The sequence below is a fragment of the Burkholderia pyrrocinia genome (assembly GCF_022809715.1).
Classification (GTDB): Bacteria; Pseudomonadota; Gammaproteobacteria; order Burkholderiales; family Burkholderiaceae; genus Burkholderia; species Burkholderia pyrrocinia_C.
This window is the reverse complement of the sequence record NZ_CP094461.1, coordinates 638,451-654,751: the sequence shown is the minus strand read 5'-3', so window position 1 is coordinate 654,751 and position 16,301 is coordinate 638,451. Positions and strand designations below refer to the sequence as shown.

General features: G+C 66.0%; 16 protein-coding genes and 1 pseudogene. 14 read left to right on the top strand and 3 right to left on the bottom strand.

Annotation, left to right across the window (positions count from 1 at the left end):
- The first annotated feature begins 16 nt into the window (after positions 1 to 16).
- Entirely contained in the window at positions 17 to 1,480 is a 1,464-nt protein-coding gene (locus MRS60_RS33045; RefSeq protein ID WP_243566921.1) for a mechanosensitive ion channel family protein, read from the top strand.
- A gap of 64 nt (positions 1,481 to 1,544) precedes the next feature.
- Here MRS60_RS33045 and MRS60_RS33040 read toward each other — a convergent pair whose 3' ends face one another.
- Both MRS60_RS33040 and MRS60_RS33035 read right to left on the bottom strand, forming a co-directional pair.
- The gene (locus MRS60_RS33040; RefSeq protein WP_105392453.1) at positions 1,545 to 2,453 is read right to left on the bottom strand and encodes a LysR family transcriptional regulator; all 909 of its coding nucleotides are present in this window, start codon (positions 2,451 to 2,453) and stop codon (positions 1,545 to 1,547) included.
- Positions 2,454 to 2,787: 334 nt separating this feature from the next.
- Positions 2,788 to 3,054: a XapX domain-containing protein gene (locus tag MRS60_RS33035; protein ID WP_243566920.1), complete on the bottom strand. Its 267-nt coding sequence runs from the start codon at positions 3,052 to 3,054 to the stop codon at positions 2,788 to 2,790.
- A 310-nt stretch (positions 3,055 to 3,364) separates the two neighbouring features.
- Between MRS60_RS33035 and MRS60_RS33030 the strand changes: the two genes are divergently transcribed.
- The 11 genes from MRS60_RS33030 (at position 3,365) to hutC (ending at position 13,192) form a co-directional block, all read left to right on the top strand.
- Entirely contained in the window at positions 3,365 to 4,051 is a 687-nt protein-coding gene (locus MRS60_RS33030) for a hydrolase (protein WP_034183344.1), read from the top strand.
- Positions 4,052 to 4,220: 169 nt separating this feature from the next.
- On the top strand, positions 4,221 to 4,388 hold the full coding sequence (locus MRS60_RS33025; protein WP_034184358.1) for a DUF1427 family protein: 168 nt from the start codon (positions 4,221 to 4,223) through the stop codon (positions 4,386 to 4,388).
- A 19-nt stretch (positions 4,389 to 4,407) separates the two neighbouring features.
- Positions 4,408 to 6,297, top strand: a complete 1,890-nt coding sequence (locus tag MRS60_RS33020) for an amidohydrolase (RefSeq protein ID WP_243566919.1) — start codon at positions 4,408 to 4,410, stop codon at positions 6,295 to 6,297.
- A gap of 1 nt (position 6,298) precedes the next feature.
- Positions 6,299 to 6,757 carry a DoxX family protein gene (locus MRS60_RS33015; protein WP_243566918.1) on the top strand — a complete coding sequence of 153 codons (459 nt, stop codon included), beginning with the start codon at positions 6,299 to 6,301 and terminating at the stop codon, positions 6,755 to 6,757.
- Between the two features lie 61 nt (positions 6,758 to 6,818).
- Positions 6,819 to 7,022, top strand: coding sequence for a hypothetical protein (locus tag MRS60_RS33010; RefSeq protein ID WP_432207861.1), 204 nt, complete (start codon positions 6,819 to 6,821; stop codon positions 7,020 to 7,022).
- A gap of 565 nt (positions 7,023 to 7,587) precedes the next feature.
- Positions 7,588 to 8,448, top strand: a complete 861-nt coding sequence (locus MRS60_RS33005) for a transporter substrate-binding domain-containing protein (protein ID WP_034184651.1) — start codon at positions 7,588 to 7,590, stop codon at positions 8,446 to 8,448.
- A 107-nt stretch (positions 8,449 to 8,555) separates the two neighbouring features.
- Positions 8,556 to 9,278 (top strand): ABC transporter permease, encoded by a 723-nt coding sequence (locus tag MRS60_RS33000; RefSeq protein WP_105392458.1) that lies wholly within the window; start codon positions 8,556 to 8,558, stop codon positions 9,276 to 9,278.
- 12 nt (positions 9,279 to 9,290) lie between these two features.
- Positions 9,291 to 10,037: an ABC transporter permease gene (locus MRS60_RS32995; RefSeq protein ID WP_034184354.1), complete on the top strand. Its 747-nt coding sequence runs from the start codon at positions 9,291 to 9,293 to the stop codon at positions 10,035 to 10,037.
- Positions 10,038 to 10,064: 27 nt separating this feature from the next.
- On the top strand, positions 10,065 to 10,856 hold the full coding sequence (locus MRS60_RS32990) for an ABC transporter ATP-binding protein (RefSeq protein ID WP_034184353.1): 792 nt from the start codon (positions 10,065 to 10,067) through the stop codon (positions 10,854 to 10,856).
- Between the two features lie 7 nt (positions 10,857 to 10,863).
- Positions 10,864 to 12,357 (top strand): HAL/PAL/TAL family ammonia-lyase, encoded by a 1,494-nt coding sequence (locus MRS60_RS32985; RefSeq protein ID WP_243566917.1) that lies wholly within the window; start codon positions 10,864 to 10,866, stop codon positions 12,355 to 12,357.
- A gap of 70 nt (positions 12,358 to 12,427) precedes the next feature.
- On the top strand, positions 12,428 to 13,192 hold the full coding sequence (hutC, locus tag MRS60_RS32980; RefSeq protein WP_217589238.1) for a histidine utilization repressor: 765 nt from the start codon (positions 12,428 to 12,430) through the stop codon (positions 13,190 to 13,192).
- Between the two features lie 10 nt (positions 13,193 to 13,202).
- Here the strand turns inward: hutC and MRS60_RS35105 are convergent.
- Positions 13,203 to 13,319: pseudogene (locus MRS60_RS35105) on the bottom strand (integrase core domain-containing protein); the annotation flags it as partial.
- Positions 13,320 to 13,814: 495 nt separating this feature from the next.
- On the opposite strand from MRS60_RS35105, the gene MRS60_RS32970 reads away from it, so the two are divergent.
- Positions 13,815 to 14,906: a triacylglycerol lipase gene (locus MRS60_RS32970; protein WP_034184650.1), complete on the top strand. Its 1,092-nt coding sequence runs from the start codon at positions 13,815 to 13,817 to the stop codon at positions 14,904 to 14,906.
- A gap of 3 nt (positions 14,907 to 14,909) precedes the next feature.
- On the top strand, positions 14,910 to 15,959 hold the full coding sequence (locus MRS60_RS32965) for a lipase secretion chaperone (RefSeq protein WP_243566916.1): 1,050 nt from the start codon (positions 14,910 to 14,912) through the stop codon (positions 15,957 to 15,959).
- Positions 15,960 to 16,301 lie beyond the last annotated feature (342 nt).

Below are 16,301 nucleotides of genomic sequence, written 5' to 3'. Positions count from 1 at the left end.
CGCGGCCCATTCCAGCATGCTGAACCTGTCCGTCACGGTCGCCTACGGCGCGCCGATCGTCGTTGCCGACCTCGTTGCGTGGCGGTTGCTCGGGCCTGGCCGTTCGACGGCGAAAGCGGTCTGGCGCTGCGCGTCGTTCGCCGCGCTGACCTATGTGTTGTTCGCCACCGGCGTGAGCCCGCTCGCGGTGCCACCGTCGCCCGACCGGTTCGACCGGCTTGCGATCCAGGCGATCGGCGTCGCATGGTGGCTGCAGTGCGCGCTGGTGTTCAGCCTGATGCTCGACCATTTGCTGCTGCCGCGCGCGTGGCGCAACCAGCGGCTGTTTCACGACATCGCCGCGGGCGCCGTGTTCGGTGCGGCCGCGGTAGCTGCGCTGGGCTACGTACTGGGCCTGCCGCTGAGCGGCCTGGTCGCGACCTCGGGCGCCGTGGCCGTGATCCTCGGCCTGGCCGTCCAGAACACGCTGAACGATGTGTTCTCGGGCCTCGTGCTGAATACCACCCAGCCGTTTCGCCTGGGCGATACGGTGGCCATCGGCGAACTGGAAGGGCGGATAGTCGAAAGCAACTGGCGCGCGACAAAGATGATCAACAGCCTCGGCAACCTGGTCGTCGTGCCGAACAGCACGGCGGCGAAGGCGACGATCGTCAACCTGAGCGAACCCGCGAGCGTGCACGGCGTGACATTGACGATCGAGATCGATCCGGCAGTTAGGCCGGCCGTCGTCGTCGATGCGCTCGACCGCGCTGCCGCCAGTTCGCTGGACGTGCTGGCCAGTCCCGCGCCGATCTCGGTCGTCAAGGCCTTCAGGACCAATTCCGTCGAATACGAACTCGTCTGCTACGTCGACGCGCTGCAAAAAAAGGTGGCGGTGCGTAACCGGCTCTACGATCTGGCCCACCGGCATCTCGCCGCCGCGGACATCGCGCTGCGCCCGCTCGGCGGGACGGCCGCGGCGCACCGGCCGGCTTCGAGCGGTCAACGGCTGCTGCGCGCGGTCGAACTCTTCAGGCAACTCGACGACGAGGATCTGGCGGTGCTGGCCGATGCGCTGGCGTCGCGCATCTTCCACAAAGGGGACGTGATCTACGCGTCGAATTCCGATACGCGTCTGCTGACGATCGTCGGGTCCGGTGTCGCGTCGGTGTTCGTGCCGGGCGCGACCGGCGACATCGAGGTCAGGCGGATGGTGCCCGGCGACGCGATCGGCCAGTCCGTCGTGCTGGCCGGCACGCAACTTCATGCCAGTGTCTACGCGGTGACGGCCGTGACGGCCTTTCAGTTGAGCAGCCGCGACCTGTCGCCGCTGCTCGCGAGGAAACCCGAACTCGGACGGTTGATGTGCGAATCCCTCAACGAACACATCGCGACCGAGGAGAGGATGATGATCCCGCCGGCCGCGACCGCGCATGCGTCGTTCAACCTGATCGAATGGCTCGAGAAGGAGATGAAGCGCCTTCACGATTCGTTCGGCTGACGTGGCGGTGGCGGGAGATCGCGGGAACAGGCCGATCGAGCGGTGCGGCCGGCGTGCGGCGGAATCAGGCGAGCGCGGTGAACCGGTCGACGAGATCGGGGTGGTCGAGCTGCTCGACCCACCAGTGCAGCGCGCGTCCGGCTTCGTCGCCGCGCCACGCGATATAGCACTGTGTCGTGTCGCGCATGCCGGTCACCTGGCGTGCGACGAGCTTGCCCTGCGCGATCGCGCGTGCCGCGACGCAATCCGGCAGCGTGCCCACCGCGAGTCCTTCGCACTGCGCGGCCAGTTTTGCGGCGAGCGTGGGGACCGCGAGATACGGCTGCCCGGCATCGACGTTGACCGAGCGCGGCTGCAGTTCGCGCGAGGTATCGCTGATGACGGCGCCGCGATACTCGACGACCGACGCCATCGACAGCGGTTCGGGCAACGCCGCGAGCGGATGGGTGGGGGCGACGGCGAACACGTGCCTGAGCGTGCCGATCGGCCGCGCGACGATATTCGGCAGCTCCGGCGGCTCGCCCACCGCGCCGACGACGAGATCCGCGCGGCGCGAAATCAGCGCATCCCAGGTGCCGCCGAGCACTTCAGTGGACAGGCGCAGCCGCGTGTTCATCTCGAGTCCGTAGAACGTATGCACGTACGGCCACAACGCGTCGAACGGCAGGATCTCGTCGATACAGATGCGAACCTCGGTTTCCCAGCCTTGCTGTGCACGCAGCGCCTTGAGTTCGAGCTGTTGGGCGGCATGCAGCAGCCGGCGGCCCTCTTCGACGACCACGCGGCCCGCGTGCGTGAGCTTCGCACGGCGCCCGCTGCGGTCGAACAGTGCGACGTCGAGGTCGCTTTCGAGCTTTTGTACGAGATAGGTCAGCGCAGACGGTACGCGGTGCAGGAGCTCCGCGGCTTCGGCGAACGTGCCGGTGCGATCGATCGCGTCCAGTGCTTCGAGCGCTTCGAATGACAGCTTCATGATGGATTCCACGCGGGCGTCGGGCTGTCATGTTATCGCCAAGCATCGCGGAGGCCAACACGATTCAGAACAATTAATCCGGTTACCGGAGCGGGGGGCGCTATCTTTTTTCCGGCGAGGATTGCCTCGCGCGAATTTCAGCGTCCGCTCGGTATTGGCGATGCGCGCCATTTCCGGAGCGTCAGCGCGCGGGGGAGCCGTGCCGAATGGGCTCGGGTTTCTCGGGGGGGGCGCGTTCCGGCTTGCTCGCGTGCCGCGGGCGTCGGGAGATTGGCTGACCCGCCGATCGGCATCCCCGAACGTGGTCAATCAACGCGTATCACGACGGCGTCGATTAACGTTTCTTCGCGGCGGCATCGGATGCCTGGGCGCCGGGCAGGGAGCCGAACATGTGCTGGCTGCACTTCGCGTCGCTCCACGCGGTTTTCAGATGAATCCCCGCAAGCATCCTCCGTGCGATCGGCAGGATCTGTTCGCCGGCAAGGATGCCCAGCAGGCCGGCCAGTGCGATCGTCGGCGGAGCGGGCGATTGCACGCCGATCAGGAAGTAGACAACGCCGGCGAGAATCCCGGCAAGCAGCGATGAAATATACGGCTTCATGATTCGGCTATAAGTGAATGACAACCGTGTGAAAAATACGGATAACTACTGATCCGCGGACGATCCTGTATTTATTCGATAGCGTAGCAGGTCTTTTTTGATGTGATCATTCAATTCGGTGGTTTTAAGATCTTTTAAGGCCTGGTTTTAGGGATTTTATTAATCGATTTGATTAAGTGGCGTTACCATGAAATCGCGTGTTGAATGACACCGGCTGGCAGGCGAACCTGCCGGCACAGCGTATTGGGCGCCCCCGGCTTGCCGGCGAGGCAGACCCTCTTTTTTCTCCGCGTCAAAGGACATGACCGCCATGAGCAATCCGAAACTTGAAGTACTGACTCCGCAGAACAGCCAGCTGATCTTCATCGACCAGCAGCCGCAGATGGCGTTCGGCGTGCAGTCGATCGATCGTCAGGCGCTGAAGAACAACGTCGTCGGGCTCGCGAAGGCCGCGAAGGTGTTCAACATCCCGACCACGATCACGACGGTGGAATCCGACAGCTTCTCGGGCCACACCTATCCCGAGCTGCTCGACGTGTTCCCGAACCAGAAGACGCTCGAACGCACGTCGATGAACTCGTGGGACGACCAGAAGGTGCGCGACGCGCTGGCCGCGAATGGTCGCAAGAAGGTGGTCGTGTCGGGCCTGTGGACGGAGGTCTGCAACACGACGTTCGCGCTGTGCGCGATGCTCGAAGGCGACTACGAAATCTACATGGTCGCCGACGCATCGGGCGGCACGTCGCAGGCTGCGCACGACTTCGCGATGCAGCGGATGGTGCAGGCGGGCGTGGTGCCGGTCACGTGGCAGCAGGTGCTGCTCGAGTGGCAGCGCGACTGGGCGCGCCGCGAGAGCTACGACGCGGTGATGGCGATCGCGAAGGAGCATTCGGGCGCGTACGGGATGGGCGTCGATTACGCGTACACGATGGTCCACAAGGCGGCCGAGCGTACGCTGACGCCGCACGAGTCGATCCCGCCCGTGCCGGCGAAGTAACCGCAGGCAGTCGCGACTGTCGATGCTGATGCGGCGTGTTTCGTGCGAACACGCGGCATCGGCAATATGAAATCGCGGGCGGCGTACGTGGTCGATTCACGGATGCCGCCCGCAGCGTGTTTGCCAGGACGTACGACCTGCATTCCAACCTGTCCGAGAAATTGATCGTATGGAACCTTATCTGGTTTCCCTTGGTGCGGGCTTGCTGATCGGTGTCATTTACAGCGCGATCAAGGTGCGCTCGCCGGCACCGCCGCTGATTGCGCTTGTCGGGTTGCTCGGCATGTTGATCGGCGTGCAGGCCATCCCCACCCTCAAACAGCTTTTTGGCTTCTGATCGAAACGAGGTGACGTATATGACCGCAACCGAGTCCCAACCGGATCTGATCCTTCACAACGGAAGGTTCACGACCCTCGACCGCGCAAACCCCACCGCGACGGCGGTGGCGATAGCCGCCGGCCGCTTCGTTGCGGTCGGCAATGAAGCGGATGTCATGCGGCTCGCCGGGCGCGCGACGAAGGTCGTCGACCTCGAAGGCCGCGCCGTGCTGCCGGGCCTGATCGACAACCACTGCCACGTGATTCGCGGTGGCCTGAACTACAACATGGAACTGCGCTGGGACGGTGTGCCGTCGCTCGCAGTCGCGATGGACATGCTCAAGCGGCAGGTCGCGATCACGCCCGCGCCGCAATGGGTGCGCGTGGTCGGCGGCTTCACCGAGCACCAGTTCGCCGAGAAGCGCCTGCCGACGATCGAGGAGCTCAACGCCGCCGCGCCCGATACGCCGGTGTTCATCCTGCATCTGTACGACCGTGCGCTGCTGAACGCGGCCGCGCTGCGCGTGGTCGGCTACACGAAGGACACGCCCGAGCCGCCGGGCGGCACGATCCTGCGCGACGCCGCGGGCAACCCGACCGGGCTGCTGCTCGCGAACCCGAACGCGACGATTCTCTACGCGACGCTCGCGAAGGGGCCGAAGCTGCCGTTCGAATACCAGTACAACTCGACGCGCCACTTCATGCGCGAACTGAACCGTCTCGGCGTGACAGGCGTGATCGATGCGGGCGGCGGTTCGCAGAATTATCCCGACGATTACGAAGTGATCCGCAAGCTGCACGACGCGGGCGAGATGACGATCCGGATCGCGTACAACCTGTTCACGCAGAAGCCGAACGCCGAGAAGGAAGACTTCGTGAACTGGACCAAGAGCGTCAAGTATCACGACGGCACCGACTATTTCCGCAACAACGGCGCGGGCGAGATGCTGGTGTTTTCGGCAGCGGATTTCGAGGACTTCCGCGTCGCGCGTCCCGATCTGCCGGCGCAGATGGAAGACGATCTCGAAGGCGTCGTGCGCGTGCTCGCACAGAACCGCTGGCCGTGGCGCATGCATGCGACCTACGACGAAACGATCAGCCGCGCGCTCGACGTGTTCGAGAAGGTCAACAAGGACATCCCGCTCGAAGGCCTGAACTGGTTCTTCGATCACGCGGAAACCATTACCGAAAAATCGATGGATCGAATCGCGGCGCTGGGCGGCGGCATCGCGGTGCAGCACCGGATGGCGTACCAGGGGGAATACTTCGTCGAGCGTTATGGCGCACAAGCAGCCGAGGCGACGCCGCCCGTCGCGAAGATGCTCTCGAAGGGCATCAAGGTGTCGGCCGGCACCGACGCGACGCGTGTTGCCTCGTATAACCCGTGGGTGTCGCTTGCATGGCTCGTGACGGGCAAGACGGTCGGCGGCTTGCGGATGTATCCGCAGCGCAACCTGCTCGATCGCGAAACCGCGCTTCGCATGTGGACCGAGTACGTGACCTGGTTCTCGAACGAGGAAGGGAAGAAAGGGCGTGTAGCGGTCGGGCAGCTCGCCGACCTGGTGGTCCCGGATCGCGATTTCTTCGCATGCGCGGAGGACGATATCGCGGGCACGACCGCCTTGCTGACGGTGGTCGGCGGCAAGATCGTATGGGGCGCGGGGCCGTTCGCGTCGCACGACGCGCCGATTCCGCCGGCGATGCCGGACTGGTCGCCGGTGCGCGAGTACGGCGGCTACGGCGGCTGGGGCGCGACGCAGCGCAACGGCGCACCGCTGCAGCGTGCGGCGGCCGCTGCGATGTGCGGCTGCGCGAGTGCATGCAACGTGCACGCGCATGCGCACGCGAGCGCGTGGGGCAGTGCATTGCCGACGTCGGACGCGAAGGGCTTCTGGGGCGCGTTCGGTTGTTCCTGCTGGGCGATCTGACATGTCGACGACAACCGGCCGGTACAGCCCCGGGTGGATTCGCGTCCTGCTGGCGCAGCCGTGGGTCGGCGCGCTGGTGCGACTTGCGCTGGTTTCCGCCTTTCTGATCGGAGGCGTCGACAAGGCGCTGCACTTCGACGATGCGATCGCGGAGCAGGCGCATTTCGGCCTCCATCCGCCCGCGTTCTGGGCTGCACTGGCGGTTGTGGTCGAGATCGGCGGTTCGCTGTGCGTGGTATTTCGCCGGTTCACCTGGATTGGCGCGGGTGGGCTCGGTGTGCTGACCGTCGTCGCGATGCTGGTGGCGAACGACTTCTGGAACAAGGCGGGCGTGGCGCGCTTCATGGCGCTCAACAGCTTCTTCGAGCACCTGGGGCTGATCGCCGCGCTCGTCCTCGTCACCATGCTTGGCGATGTTCAACGCGGGGAAGGGGGGCGGTCGCGCCTGAGCTTTTTTTAGGCGCGTTGAAGCAGGAAGAAAATTCAATCTTGGGACCCGTTCGTGCAGCATTGCTTGGCTGATGCTGGCGGACGGCTTCGTTGCCGCTCCAGATCCGTTCGCAACGCCTCCCGGACCCGCCGCTACGCTTGCACGTGCGCTCGCGGCAGGTCTGCAATACGACACGACGCTCGTGTCCGTCGCCCCCGGCGATTTCAACCGTTTCACCGACCGCTTTGTCGCGAGGTCTGGCGGCGGCAAGTCGAAGCAGGTGTCTTCGATGTGACGCCGACACCCGGTCGGCCCCTGTCTCAGTTCGTCCTTACGCCGTCCGGCACGATTTCCTCGTTCTGCTTCAAGACACCGATCCGCTGGCCGCCCGCAGCGGCGCGCACGGACGATCGTCGACATGTTCCCCGATCCGATCGGTCGCGCTCGCGTCGACTGCCGGAGAACGCGAACGCGCGGCCATACCGGGCGCGCGCGATGTCGAAGCGTGGCCCGGAATACTCGATCGAGCCTCGCCGGGAAATCCAATCCGCAGACCTTATGCCGGTCAGTCCGACCTGCCTGTCTCCGCGTGTCGAATGGTCGGCACCCAGGCGATCGAATTCAAAATTTGTCTAGTCATCCTTGGGATTTGTCCAAGTCCGTTGCACCAAATCCGTGCCCGGATTCCCCGCAATGAGGCGCGCTGGAGCCCTGTATTTAGGGGATTTCCCGCGTTTACGCGGTTTTTTTTGATCAGCGCTTGTCCCGTGGTTTTTCTTCTTGCATGCTTGTATAGACAAATTCCTGAGGCGACTTGCATGACCGAGGGGATGTCGAACTTCAACGCAAGGAGAAATCTCGTGAACGGCAAGCGCATCAAGTGGGCAATCAGGACGATCGGCGTCATCGCGGCTGCAGCGGCAACGCTTGCCGCGCCGGTGCAGGCAAAGGAATGGAAGACGGTGACGGTGGCGCTCGAAGGCGGCTACGCACCGTGGAACCTCACGCTGCCGGGCGGCAAGCTCGGCGGCTTCGAACCGGAACTGCTCGCCAACGTGTGCGGCCGGATCAAGGTCCAGTGCAACATGGTCGCGCAGGACTGGGACGGGATGATTCCCGGCCTGCAGGCCGGCAAGTTCGATGTCCTGATGGATGCGATCTCGATCACGCCGGAGCGCGAGAAGATCCTGCTGTTCTCGCGCCCCTATGCGGCCACGCCGGCGACGTTCGCCGTCACCGACACGAAGATCCTGCCGAAGGCCGCGCCCGGCGCGCCGGCCGTCAAGCTGACCGGCGACGCGAACGCCGACAAGCCGACCGTCGACGCGCTGCGCAAGCAGTTGAAGGGCAAGACGATCGGCATCCAGTCGGGCACCGTCTATACGAAATTCATCAACGACAGCTTCAAGGACATCGCGTCGATCCGCGTGTACAAGACCTCGCCCGAGCGCGATCTCGACCTCGTCGCCGGGCGCATCGATGCGTCGTTCGACGACGTCACGTACTACGCGGCGAACATCGAGAAGAAGGAAAACGCGTCGATCGTGCTCGCGGGCCCGAAGCTCGGCGGGCCGATCTGGGGGCCGGGCGAAGGTCTCGCGTTCCGCAAGCAGGATGCCGACCTGAAGACCAAGTTCGATGCGGCGATCGGTGCTGCGCTCGCGGACGGCACCGTGAAGAAGCTCGCCGACAAGTGGTTCAAGACCGACGTCACGCCGTAAGCGCGCGTTCGGCCGCCGCCGCGTAGTTGACGTCACGACGCAACGACACGGCGACGCGCGGCGGCGCGCATCCTGCAGATTCACTCAACGCATGCCGGGAGACACGCATGGCGATTCTTGAAATGCTCGGCTTCGGAACCGAAGGCTGGGGCGGCGTGCTGCTGCTTGCCGCACTGATGACGGTCGCGCTGACGCTCGCCGCGCTCGCGGTCGGCGCGGTGATCGGCGCCGCGATCGCGGCCGCGAAACTGTCGCGCCACCGCAGCGCACGCCTGCTCGGCGATCTCTACACGACGGTGTTTCGCGGCGTGCCCGAACTGCTCGTCATCTACCTGTTCTATTTCGGCGGCTCGACGCTCGTCACGACCATCGGCCAGTGGTTCGGCGCGGAAGGCTTCATCGGCGTGCCGCCGTTCGTGATCGGCGCGCTGGCGGTCGGGATGATCTCGGGCGCGTATCAGGCGGAGGTCTACCGCGCGGCCGTGCTGGCCGTGTCGAAGGGCGAGCTCGAAGCGGCGCGCTCGGTCGGCATGTCGAGCGGCATGGTGCTGCGCCGCATCCTGATTCCGCAGGTGCTGCGCTTCGCGCTACCCGGCATCGGCAACGTGTGGCAACTGAGCCTGAAGGACTCCGCATTGATCTCGGTCACCGGGCTCGCCGAGCTGCTGCGCACGAGCCAGATCGCCGCGAACTCGACGCACCAGTACTTCGTGTTCTTCGTCGCGGGCGGCGCGCTCTACCTCGTGATGACGGGCCTGTCGAACCGCGTGTTCAACCGGGCGGAAGCGATCGTCGGCCGCTCGTTCCGCCGCAATTTCGCGCGCAACTGACGGAGAGCACGCATGTCCATCGATTTCGACTTCCTCATCGACACGCTGCGCCAGTTGCTCGCGGCCGTGCCGACCACGCTCGGCCTGTTCTTCGCGTCGCTCGTGCTCGGCGGCCTGCTGTCGCTCGTGATCGTCACGATGCGCGTGTCGCCGCGCTGGCTGCCGAACCGCTTCGCGCGCGCGTACATCCTGGTGTTTCGCGGTTCGCCGCTGCTGATCCAGATGTTTCTCGTGTATTACGGGCTCGGCCAGTTCGGCGTGATTCGCGAGAGCTTCGTGTGGCCGCTGCTGCGCGAACCGTATGTGTGCGCGGTGCTGTCGCTGGCGTTGTGCACGGCCGGCTATACGGCCGAGATCGTGCGCGGCGGGCTGATGGCCGTGCCGGTCGGGCAGATCGAGGCCGGTTATTCGATCGGCCTGTCGGGCTTCGCGCTGCTGCGGCGCGTGATCGGCCCGATCGCGCTGCGCCAGTGCCTGCCCGCGTATTCGACCGAAGCCGTGCTGCTCGTCAAGTCGACCGCGCTGGCCAGCCTCGTCACGGTGTGGGAAGTGACGGGCGTCGCGCAGCAGATCATCCAGCAGACCTACCGCACGACCGAGGTGTTCGTGTGCGCGGCCCTCATCTACCTCGCGCTGAACTTCATCGTCGTACGCGTGCTCGGCGCGCTCGAATGGCGGCTGTCGGCCCACCTGCGCGCGCCGAAGCCGGCCGGCGTGCCCGCCGCGGCGGCACGCAATGCCCGGCGCGTCGCGCCCTGAGCGTATCCATCCTTCCCGGAGAATCCGATGAACACCGCTGCTCCCGTTGCCCTGTCGGTCAGGAACATCCACAAGTCGTTCGGCGATCACCACGTGCTGAAGGGCATTTCGCTCGATGCGCACGAGGGCGACGTCATCTCGATCCTCGGCGCCAGCGGCTCGGGCAAGAGCACGTTCCTGCGCTGCCTGAACCTGCTCGAGACGCCCGACGACGGCACCGTCGCGCTCGCCGGCGAGGAACTGAAGATGAAGCGCACGCGCGACGGCAAGCTGCATCCGGGCGACCGGCGTCAGGTCGACCGGATCCGTTCGCAGCTCGGCATGGTGTTCCAGAACTTCAACCTGTGGTCGCACATGACGGTGCTCGACAACCTCGTCGAAGGCCCGTTGCGCGTGCAGAAGCGCAGCCGCGCGGAAGCGGTCGAGGAAGCCGAGGCGCTGCTCGCGCGCGTCGGCCTCGCGGACAAGCGCGGCTATTATCCGGCGCACCTGTCGGGCGGCCAGCAGCAGCGCGTCGCGATCGCCCGTGCGCTCGCGATGCATCCGAAGGTGATGCTGTTCGACGAACCGACGTCGGCGCTCGATCCGGAACTGGTCGGCGAGGTACTGCGCGTGATGCGCTCGCTCGCGGAGGAAGGGCGCACGATGCTGGTCGTCACGCACGAGATGGGTTTTGCACGGCACGTGTCGAACCGCGTGATGTTCCTGCATCAGGGCGAAGTCGATTCGGACGGCACGCCCGGCGATCTGTTCGGCGGCCAGTGCTCGGAGCGCTTCCGGCAGTTCGTGTCGAGCCATCACGACCGTTCCGCGAACTGAGGCTGCCATGACCGTATTCCGTTCGGCAAAACCGCTTGACTGGCGGCAGGTCGCGGCAGTGGCCGCCGGCGAGCCGCTCGCGCTGGCCGATGAGGCGCGCGTACGCGTCGTCGCGGCCCGTGAGCTCGTCGACGAAATCGTCGCGCGCGGCATCCGCGCGTATGGCGTCAATACGGGCGTCGGCGCGCTGTGCGACGTGATCGTGTCGCCGGCGCAGCAGAGCACGCTGTCGCGCAACATCCTGATGAGCCACGCCGTCGGCGTGGGCGCACCGCTCGGCGCGGCGGAAACGCGCGCGATCATGGCCGCGGCGATCAACAACTACGCGCACGGGCATTCGGGCGTGCGCGCCGACGTCGTCGACCAGCTCGTCGCGTTGCTGGAACACGATTGCCTGCCGGAAGTGCCGGCGCACGGCTCCGTCGGTTATCTGACCCACATGGCGCACGTCGCGCTCGTCTGCATCGGCCATGGTCATGCGCGCCATCGCGGCGAGCGGATTCGCGGCGACGAGGCGTTGCGCCGCATCGGCCGCGAGCCGCTCGTGCTCGGCGCGAAGGAAGGGCTGAGTCTCGTCAACGGCACGCCGTGCGTGACGGGGCTGGCCGCGCTCGCGCTCGCGCGCGCGGAGCGGCTGCTCGACTGGGCCGACTGGGTGGCGGCGACGAGCTTCGAGAACCTCGGCGGGCAGCTCGCCGCCTTCGATCCGGCGTCGCTTGCGTTGCGGATTTCGCCCGGCATCGGGCACGTCGGCGCGCGGTTGCGTGCGCTGCTCGCCGACAGCGGGATGCTCGCCGCGGCAAGCGGCCGGCATACGCAGGATCCGCTCAGCCTGCGCACGATTCCGCACGTGCACGGCGCGGCGCGCGACGTGTTCGACGTGACGGCGGAGGTGGTCGATCGCGAACTGGCGTCGGTGACCGACAATCCGATCGTGGCCGGCACGCGCGACGCGCCGACCGTCCATTCGCAGGCGCATGCGGTCGGCGCGGGCATCGCGCTGGCGATGGACAGCCTCGCGGCGGCGATGGCCCAGGTCGCGGCAATCGCCGAACGGCGTCTCGACCGGCTCGTCAATCCGCTCGTGAGCGGGCTGCCGGCGTTTCTCGCCACGCCGGGCGGCACCTGTTCGGGCTTCATGATCGCGCAGTACACGGCGGTCGCGCTCGTCGCGCAGAACCAGCGGCTCGCGGCGCCGGCGAGCCTCGACGGCGGCATCACGTCGGGCCTGCAGGAAGATCATCTGTGCCATGCGACGCCGGCGGCGCTGAAAGCGCTCGACATCATCGAGAACACGACGCGCGTGCTGGCGATCGAACTGCTGGCCGCCGCACAGGCCTACGATCTGCAGGCGGACGGCGCATCGCGGGCCGCACCCACCGACGCGCTGTGGCGGCATGTGCGCGAACGCGTGCCGGTGTACCGGGACGACCGGCCGCTCGCGGACGACATCGCGATCGCCGCCGGCATCGTCGCGAGCGTGCCGCCGCCCGTGATGTAACGGCCGGAGGCCGGCCGCCGAGCGACGCGACGGACGGCGGACGATCCATCATTCATTCGATCGAGGGCGCATGAACGAAACGCAACGACAACTTGCCGGCCGGATGGGGGGCGCACCGGGCGCACCGGGTGGCGACGTGCCGGCGCGCGCATTGCCGGCCTACCAGCAGATCAAGCGCTACGTCGTCGAGCGGATCGCGAACGGCGACTGGAAGCCCGGCGGCGCGATTCCGACCGAGGCCGAACTGGTCAAGGAATTCGGCGTCGCGCGGATGACGGTGTCGCGCGCACTGCGCGAGCTGACCGCCGAGCGGGTGCTGACGCGCATCCAGGGCGCCGGCACGTTCGTCGAACGGCGGCATTACGAATCGACGGTGCTGGAAATCCGCAACATCGCGGACGAGATCGCGGAGCGCGGCCATCGGCACAGCGCGCGCGTATTGCTGCTCGAAAGCAGCGACGATCAGGAGGCGGTCGAAGCGCTCGGGCTGCGTTCGGGGCCCGTGTTCCATTCGCACATCGTGCATTACGAGGAAGGCGAGCCGATTCAGTTCGAGGATCGCTACGTCAATCCGGCGCTGTTTCCCGCGTATCTGGAACAGGACTTCACGGTCGAGACGCCGAATCACTACATGGTGCGGCTCGCGCCGATCCAGCGCGCGGAGTTCCGGATCTACGCGGAAAAACCCAATGCGCAGGTGCGCCGGCATCTCGTGATGGAAATCGGCGAGCCGTGTCTGTTGTTGAGCCGCCGCACGTGGGTCGGCGAGCACATCGCGACGTCGGTGCGGTTGTGGCATCCGGCGTCGCGGTTTCATCTGGCGGGGCGGGTGTAGGGGGGCTTGATTCATCCCGGAACTTGCCGTTGAAGCTTTCTTCTGCGTCGGCGCCGTTCTGCCAGGGCTTGCCGGGCTCGTCGAGCGCCATCTCCACGCCGTTGTGCGCGGCCCGCTTCAGCGCACGCTCCGCCAGCATCCTCTTCCGCCGCGCGTTCTTCTGCTCGAGTTGCCCGAGTTGCTCGAGCCGCTTGACGCCGGCCGCCGCCAGGCCGCCGACATGCTGCCGCCAGTTCCGAACATTCCAGCGCAAGTCACCCGGGCGCGATTGATTTCGTGCGCGTCCGCGCAAAGCCGCAACGGCCGGGATCGCAAGACATCGAGGAAGAACGCCGGATTTAGCGGTTGACGCACCCGTTGTCAACTGACTGGAGGGCCCTGTCTAACCGTCTGCGCAGTCTTGTCGAACGTGATTCACTTCGCCTGCTGGTGCGAAAACGTTCGTTTGTGTTCGTTTTTATTCGTTTTCGGGCATCGGTGTGTGTCGTGCCAAGCCGTCGAGGCCGGTACGGCCGACATCCCGCGCGCGGGCGACGCTGCAGTGCCGGAAGCGTCGCTGCATCAGCGATTCTCGCGTCCTCATCCTCAAGCAACTGACATGCACGTAAAAATGGAGAGCAAGATGAGCAGATCGATACGAGCGAAGACAGCGGCGGCCGTGGTCGCATTCGCAATGAGCGCGGCACCCGCCGCTAGTGTTGGAACCTTTCTGTCGCTGGCCGGCGCGCAGGCCGCTTCCGCCGCGACGACCGCCGTCGACGATTATGCGGCGACCAGGTACCCGATCATTCTCGTGCACGGGCTGACCGGCACCGACAAGTACGGCGGCCTCGTCGAGTACTGGTATCACGTTCCGGCGGACCTGCAGGCGCATGGCGCGAAGGTGTACGTTGCGAATCTGTCCGGCTATCAGAGCGACGATGGCCCGAACGGGCGCGGCGAGCAATTGCTTGCATACGTGAAGCAGGTGCTGGCGGCGACGGGCGCGCAGAAAGTGAATCTGATCGGCCATAGCCAGGGCGGCTTGTCGTCGCGCTACGTTGCATCCGTCGCGCCGGAGCTGGTCGCATCGGTGACGACGATCAGCACGCCGCACTGGGGTTCGCAATTCGCGGACTTCGTCCAGCAGCTGTTGCAGGCGGACCCGACCGGCCTGTCGTCCGCCGTGCTCAGCGCGTTCGCGAATGCGCTCGGCACGTTGACGAGCAGCAACTTCAATACGAACCAGAATGCGATCCAGGCGCTGTCGGTGCTGACGACGGCGAAGGCCGCCGAATACAACCAGAAATTTCCGAGCGCGGGTCTCGGTGCGCCGGGCTCGTGTCGTGCGGGCGCGTCGACCGAGACGGTCAACGGCAATACGCACCTGCTTTATTCATGGGGCGGCACGGCGATCCAGCCGACGACGACGGTGGCCGGCGTGACGGGTGCCGTCGATACGAGCGTGAGCGGGGCCACCGATCCGGCGAACGTGCTCAATCCGGCAACGCTGGCGCTGCTCGGCAGCGGCACGGTGATGATCAATCGCGGCTCCGGTCCGAACGACGGCGTCGTGTCGCAATGCAGCGCGCTGTTTGGCCAGGTGCTTGGTACGTATCACTGGAATCACACCGATGCGATCAACCAGATTCTCGGCGTGCACGGCGCGAATGTGGAGGATCCGGTGGCGGCGATCCGCACGCACGCGAACCGGCTGAAAACGCAAGGCGTGTAATCGATGACAGGTAGCAAGAGCGGCATTGCGCGACGCATCGTGCTTTACGGGGTAGCGGGCGTCGTTGCGGCCGGCGCAGCCTGGTACGGGATCGACGCTCGGAAGACGCGCGACGCCGGCGTGTCCGGTGTCGCGCCTGCCGGGGCCATGTTGTCCGCGTCCGCGGCGGCAGGCGGCACGGCGGCGAGCCCCGTACCCGGTTTCGGCGCAAGCGGGCTGCCCCCGGCACTCGCCGGCTCGACTGCGCCGCGCCTGCCGCTCGATGCGCACGGCCATCTCGCCAAGGTCGTGGCCGTGCGCGGCTTCTTCGACTATTTCCTGACCGCGCAAAACCAGGTGCGCGCCGCGGAACTCGATGCGCTCGTCGCGCGCGCGATCGCCGCGCAGCTCGACGGTACGGTTGCGCAACGCGAGGCGCTCGAGGTCTGGCAGCGCTACCGCGCGTATTTCGCCGAACTCGCGAAGCTGCCGGGCGGCGGCGCGGCGGACGACAAGCTCGACCTCCCGGCATTGCAGCTCGCACTCGACCGGCGCGCGACGATCGCGAGCCGCACGCTTGGCGACTGGAGCGAACCGTTCTTCGGCGCGGAGCAGCAGTTGCAGCGTGACGATCTCGCGCGATTGAAGATCATCCGCGATCCGTCGCTGACCGAAAACCAGAAGGCGGCGGGTCTTGCCGCGCTCGATCAGCAACTGCCGCCCGATCGGCGCGCCGAGCTGGAGCAACAAAAGGAGCAAAACAACGCGATCGCGCAGATCGACAAAGTGCAGAAATCAAACGCGACGCCCGATGAAATGCGCGCGCAGCTCGCGCAAACGCTCGGGCCGGAGGCTGCCGAGCGAGCCGCGAAGATGCAGCAGGCGGACAACGCGTGGCATGCGAAGTACAGCGAATATGCGGCACAGCGCGCGCAGATCGATGCGCAGAACCTGTCGACACAGGATCGCGATGCGCAGATCGCGCAGCTGCGGCAGCGCTACTTTACGGAGCCGGGGGAGGCGCTGCGTGCGGCGTCGCTCGATCGCGGCAGCGCGTCGACGCGCACGCAATAGATCCAGGCGCGATCGAGCGGATCGTCGTGTATCGCGCGATTTCCGCAACGCGTCGTCGATAACGGTCGACAGCGCGTGGTTGATCGGTGCTTCAGCGCGGTCAGGACGAGCTGCAATGCAGAACCGTCATGCCGGTCTAGAGCCCTCGCTCTGAATCCCCATTGCACCGCCGCATAAAACAGCCGTCGGCCGGTGGAGGCATACGGCGCAAATAATTTCGTAGGCACTCCGCAAGATCCGCCGCGCTCCCGGGATGCGCCCGTCCGGCAAGGGACGCGGTTTGTTTGCCGATGTCATTCCAGGTTTGCCGGGGCCGCTTTCGCGCATCCGGCTCGCGATCTG

What these genes read in the sequence shown, in the direction of transcription:
- MRS60_RS33045 (WP_243566921.1), top strand. Translation starts at nt 17, where the DNA reads ATGCTGAACCTGTCCGTCACGGTCGCCTACGGCGCGCCGATCGTCGTT.
- MRS60_RS33040 (WP_105392453.1), bottom strand. Translation starts at nt 2,453, where the DNA reads ATGAAGCTGTCATTCGAAGCGCTCGAAGCACTGGACGCGATCGATCGC.
- MRS60_RS33035 (WP_243566920.1), bottom strand. Translation starts at nt 3,054, where the DNA reads ATGAAGCCGTATATTTCATCGCTGCTTGCCGGGATTCTCGCCGGCGTT.
- MRS60_RS33030 (WP_034183344.1), top strand. Translation starts at nt 3,365, where the DNA reads ATGAGCAATCCGAAACTTGAAGTACTGACTCCGCAGAACAGCCAGCTG.
- MRS60_RS33025 (WP_034184358.1), top strand. Translation starts at nt 4,221, where the DNA reads ATGGAACCTTATCTGGTTTCCCTTGGTGCGGGCTTGCTGATCGGTGTC.
- MRS60_RS33020 (WP_243566919.1), top strand. Translation starts at nt 4,408, where the DNA reads ATGACCGCAACCGAGTCCCAACCGGATCTGATCCTTCACAACGGAAGG.
- MRS60_RS33015 (WP_243566918.1), top strand. Translation starts at nt 6,299, where the DNA reads ATGTCGACGACAACCGGCCGGTACAGCCCCGGGTGGATTCGCGTCCTG.
- MRS60_RS33010 (WP_432207861.1), top strand. Translation starts at nt 6,819, where the DNA reads ATGCTGGCGGACGGCTTCGTTGCCGCTCCAGATCCGTTCGCAACGCCT.
- MRS60_RS33000 (WP_105392458.1), top strand. Translation starts at nt 8,556, where the DNA reads ATGGCGATTCTTGAAATGCTCGGCTTCGGAACCGAAGGCTGGGGCGGC.
- MRS60_RS32995 (WP_034184354.1), top strand. Translation starts at nt 9,291, where the DNA reads ATGTCCATCGATTTCGACTTCCTCATCGACACGCTGCGCCAGTTGCTC.
- MRS60_RS32990 (WP_034184353.1), top strand. Translation starts at nt 10,065, where the DNA reads ATGAACACCGCTGCTCCCGTTGCCCTGTCGGTCAGGAACATCCACAAG.
- MRS60_RS32985 (WP_243566917.1), top strand. Translation starts at nt 10,864, where the DNA reads ATGACCGTATTCCGTTCGGCAAAACCGCTTGACTGGCGGCAGGTCGCG.
- hutC (WP_217589238.1), top strand. Translation starts at nt 12,428, where the DNA reads ATGAACGAAACGCAACGACAACTTGCCGGCCGGATGGGGGGCGCACCG.
- MRS60_RS32970 (WP_034184650.1), top strand. Translation starts at nt 13,815, where the DNA reads ATGAGCAGATCGATACGAGCGAAGACAGCGGCGGCCGTGGTCGCATTC.
- MRS60_RS32965 (WP_243566916.1), top strand. Translation starts at nt 14,910, where the DNA reads ATGACAGGTAGCAAGAGCGGCATTGCGCGACGCATCGTGCTTTACGGG.